We start from the raw sequence: 4,223 nt of genomic DNA on the forward strand, positions 1-4,223 counted from the left end.
GTGAATATAGCCGCTGATTTGGCTGCACATGGTAAAAGAATACTTTTATTTGATTCGGATGCTGGTTTTGCAAACGCTTCTATTTTGATGGGAAACACTGTGAAAATCGCGTTGAGCGAATACATGAGGGGTAATGTTACCTTTAATGAGTGTGTTCAAGATACCGAATATGGTGTTAAGATAATAAGTAGTGGTTTTGATTTTACAGATTGGAAGATCTTTCAAAATAATTTTAATGATTCGATAATGGATGAATTTTTAAGTTTGTTGAAAGACATCGATTTTTTTATAATAGATGTAGGTGCAGGTTATTCTGAAAAACTCAATAATTTTTATTTAAATTCGGATACGATATTTTTAATAACCCTCCCAGAACCGACAGCGGTAGTTAACGCTTACACCTTGTTGAAAGCTTTATCTGTTTTGAATGTAAATGGTGAAATAGAGATAATTCTTAACATGATAAAAAATAAAAACGAAGTTGAGATGGTTAAATCCGTCTTAAGTCGAACAGCAAAAAAGTTTTTAAACAGAGAAATAAATAACTTTCATGAAATTTCTTACGATGAAAACGTTCATATGAGTGTTAAGAGGCAGATACCTTTAATTTCATTGAAAGAAAACAGTAAATTTTCGAAAGATATCAAAAAGATAACTTCCAAAATACTCAATATCAAAACCTCTTCCCATCTTAATTTTACGCAGAGATTGAAAGAGATGTTTGGAAAAGACCATTAATATTCGGGGTGAAAGGCCGTTGACACAAAGTTTTAGAAATAAACAGATTTTCAGAAATTAGATTTAGGTTTTTAAAGGGTCACAGGGCGTAGCCCTCCCCCCTCTGTCTATGGGGACCGCAGATCCCTTCCTTAGAAGGGTGGGCTGCAGGGTGAAAGGGCGCTATAGAATAGATAGAAAAGGGGTTTAAGATGTCTGATTTTGTAGAAAAAGTAAGCTCAAAGAATGTTTTATACACTAATATGCCCTTGGATTTAGAGATTCAAGAAAAAGGAATTCAAGGAATTTATAAAAGCATCCTTTACGAATATGACTTCAATAGTAATCTAGCCAAAATTGGAATGCCTATTTTTAAAGGAGCTTATCTGAAAATTTTTCGAGGTACAAATCTAAAAGTAAGGGCATACTCTTCAAGGGCTGTTTATTTATTCAAAAGCAAAGTTTACAGCAGTGGAAAAGAAGGGAATATCAGGTACCTTTTAATAAATATTCCTGAAACAATTGTTAGAGTGCAAAGAAGGCAACATGCCAGAATCCCAGTTTCTGAAGAGGGTACCTTTTATCTCAAAGAAGAACAAGAAAGCAGCAAAAACCAGGAGAACGTTCAACCCACCAAATACAGATTTATAACAAAAGATTTCAGTGCAGGGGGGTTAGCTATCGTTACCTCCAAAAGGTTGGATATTGGGCAAAAGGTAATAATAGATTTAGCTTTAAAAAATGAGATCAGACTCGAAGACATGGAATCAGAGGTTGTTAGGTTTATTGGAAAAACTACAAGTGGAGAATACATTTATGGAATTAAGTTTTTAAACTTAACCAGAGAAAAAGAAGAAGAGCTGGTAAGATTCGTTTTCAAATTAGAACGAGAGACATCTAAAAAGATTTGAATGTAATCTTTGACGGTTTTCGATTAAAAAGGGGGAAGTTTAATGTCAATCTATGATGAGATCAACGAACAAAAATTGGATGCATTGAAGGAATTAGGAAACATAGGTGCGGGGAATGCAGCGACAGCTATTTCAACGATGTTGAACAAGAAAATTGATATCACGGTTCCTTCCACTGAAATCATACCTATTTCAGAATTATGGAAAGAGTTTAGTGATCCTGAAGACATAACGGCGGGGTCTATGGTAGAAATTGGTGGAGAACTCCACGGGGCAATTTTATTTCTGCTTGGAACCCAAGAAACGAAAAAAATCTTAGAATTGCTAATGCTCCCCCGACCTGAAGACTTAACCCAAATTGATGAAATGACATCTTCAGCCATTGGAGAAGTTGGAAATATTATGTGTAGCTCTTACATATCTGCGCTTTCAAATTTCACAGGTTTGAACATACATTCCTTGCCCCCAAAAATTACTGTGGATATGTTGACAGCCATAGTTTCTGAATCTTCTCTTATGGTTACTGAAGGTAGCGATTTTGTAATTCTAATTAGAACAGATATAAATATTGAAGATTATGAAGGAAACGTAAAAGGCTTCTTAATATATTTATCAGACGAACAAAATATAATAAAATTATTAAAAACCTTAGGAATGGGGACAAATAATGACTGAGAGCAAGAAAAAAATAATAGGAATTGGAGAATACATAGTAGATAAAAATCCAGCTATTTTGGTCACATTAGGATTAGGTTCTTGTGTGGCTGTTTGTCTGCGGGATAAGAAAAACCTCATTGGAGGGCTAGTCCACATCATGCTTCCAGAAAGCAGAAGCAGCAAAAAGGATGAAAAAATTGGTAAATACGCAGATACTGGTATAAAAGCGATAATAGATGGAATTGTTGATTTAGGTGGAAACGTTAAATATCTGGAAGCTAAGATAGCAGGGGGAGCAGCGATGTTCAAAAATTCAAATAATTCTTTGAATGTCGGAGCCAAGAATGTCGAGGCAATCAAAAAAATTTTAAAAGAAAACAGCATAAAAATAATCGCTGAAGATACAGGAGGGAACAGAGCTAGGAGTGTTGAATTTAACATTGCAAATGGGGATCTAAAGGTTAAGAAGGTTGGCGGAGGAGAAAAGGTAGAAATCACTGTAATTTAAGGTGGCTCATGAATGAAATACAAAATTAATGAAGAACAATTGGTAATGGAATTTTTGCCTAAGATAAAGATTATAGCTTTGAATTTAAAAACCACTTTACCTAAAAATATAGACGTAGAGGATTTGATTCAGGAAGGGATTATAGGATTACTTCAATCATATAAAAGATACAACCCGGAGAAAGGTACTTCTTTTTACACCTATGCTCTAAAAAGGATAAAAGGTTCTATGTATGATTATCTAAGGAGGATAGATTGGCTTCCAAAAGAGATAAGAAGTTTAGTAAAAAAGTACGAAGACTTGATTTATGAATGTAAAGATAATGAGTACATAGACGATAATTCAGTGGCAGAAAAACTTCATATTGAAAAGCATGATGTTGACAAGATAAAGTTCTCCTTGAGTAAAAGGCAAATTCTTCAGTTGGATGAATACTTTTTAAACAATGAAGAAGATAACTGGCTTGAAGATACACAAGAAGAAAACGACCCTGAAATACTGGCTTATAAAGATATCTTACATGACAAATTAAAAGAAAGCATTGATAAATTGGAAGAAAGAGAAAAATTGATACTCTCCCTTTATTACAACGAAGGGTTGACATTTAAAGAAATAGGAAGTGTTTTAGAAATAAGTGAATCGCGAGTTTCTCAATTGCATTCAGTTATATTGGTAAAATTAAAAAAGAGTCTTCAAGGAAGTGAATAAATATGGCTTCACTTCATGAGTTACAAATATTGGTAACTAAATCTATAGATGTAGCCAACAATGTTCAGGCAATATCTCATTCTTACGATGCAGCCAAAAATATGTTGCTTGTTAAACAAGCGAGTGAATATTCTCAAAACCTACAAAAAAGGATAAAAAGTAAAGACCAAGTTGAAAAGAAAAATGTTGATAATAAGTCATCCACTGGGGTTTCCTCTCAGAGGAATATAAGTAATGAAAAAAAAGATACCGTAAAGAAGCATGTAGTGGATGAATACAGAGGTAAACTTTTAGATTTAAGATTATAAGTATCTATCCTTATGGGTGGGAGTGAGTTAAAATCCTATTACCTCCCTTCCTTATAGTTGGGAAGCAGGGCGAAGTACTCCTACCTGGCGGTCTAAGGGCCGCAGGGCCTTTCCATATGGGTGGGCTGCGGGGCGAAGGTCTGTTTGCTGCAGTGTGCAAACAATGTATTTAAATGATTTTGACCTTGATCTGGGGTTTTTAAGGGGAACCCCCTTAACGTTTCTCCCCTTAACATCCAGGTATGGAAGGAGAAATATATGTTAGGTTATTTTACAATATATAAATCAGAAGATGAACTATTTTCAGGTGGATTATTGATTCTCAACGAAAATGGAATACCCGTTTCTTTTAAATACACTGAACCAATAAAACCTTCCAAAATCCAAAAAATAATTTATGGATCAAATCTAAAA

Annotated in this window: 6 protein-coding genes; all 6 read left to right on the top strand. The window is 34.3% G+C overall.

The genetic code is table 11. The features are described from left to right. Positions 1-738, top strand: a 738-nt coding sequence (locus AA81_RS12875) for a MinD/ParA family ATP-binding protein (protein WP_103899261.1), incomplete at its 5' end; no start/stop codon positions are given. 191 nt (positions 739-929) lie between these two features. After that, complete coding sequence (locus tag AA81_RS12880; protein WP_103899262.1) at positions 930-1,628, top strand: flagellar brake protein; 699 nt, start codon at positions 930-932, stop codon at positions 1,626-1,628. A gap of 42 nt (positions 1,629-1,670) precedes the next feature. After that, positions 1,671-2,303, top strand: coding sequence for a CheY-P phosphatase CheC (gene cheC / locus AA81_RS12885; RefSeq protein ID WP_103899263.1), 633 nt, complete (start codon positions 1,671-1,673; stop codon positions 2,301-2,303). Further along, entirely contained in the window at positions 2,296-2,793 is a 498-nt protein-coding gene (gene cheD, locus AA81_RS12890; RefSeq protein WP_103899264.1) for a chemoreceptor glutamine deamidase/glutamate methylesterase CheD, read from the top strand. Before cheC ends, cheD begins: the two co-directional genes overlap by 8 nt. Before the next feature lie 12 nt (positions 2,794-2,805). Next, entirely contained in the window at positions 2,806-3,501 is a 696-nt protein-coding gene (locus AA81_RS12895) for a sigma-70 family RNA polymerase sigma factor (protein ID WP_103899265.1), read from the top strand. Positions 3,502-3,503: 2 nt separating this feature from the next. Beyond that, positions 3,504-3,809, top strand: coding sequence for a hypothetical protein (locus AA81_RS12900; RefSeq protein WP_103899266.1), 306 nt, complete (start codon positions 3,504-3,506; stop codon positions 3,807-3,809). Positions 3,810-4,223 lie beyond the last annotated feature (414 nt).

It is taken from the genome of Petrotoga halophila DSM 16923, assembly GCF_002924615.1.

Bases quoted from the DNA above. Each gene is read 5' to 3' on its own strand.
- cheD (WP_103899264.1), top strand. From the start codon at position 2,296: ATGACTGAGAGCAAGAAAAAAATAATAGGAATTGGAGAATACATAGTA.
- cheC (WP_103899263.1), top strand. From the start codon at position 1,671: ATGTCAATCTATGATGAGATCAACGAACAAAAATTGGATGCATTGAAG.
- AA81_RS12900 (WP_103899266.1), top strand. From the start codon at position 3,504: ATGGCTTCACTTCATGAGTTACAAATATTGGTAACTAAATCTATAGAT.
- AA81_RS12880 (WP_103899262.1), top strand. From the start codon at position 930: ATGTCTGATTTTGTAGAAAAAGTAAGCTCAAAGAATGTTTTATACACT.
- AA81_RS12895 (WP_103899265.1), top strand. From the start codon at position 2,806: ATGAAATACAAAATTAATGAAGAACAATTGGTAATGGAATTTTTGCCT.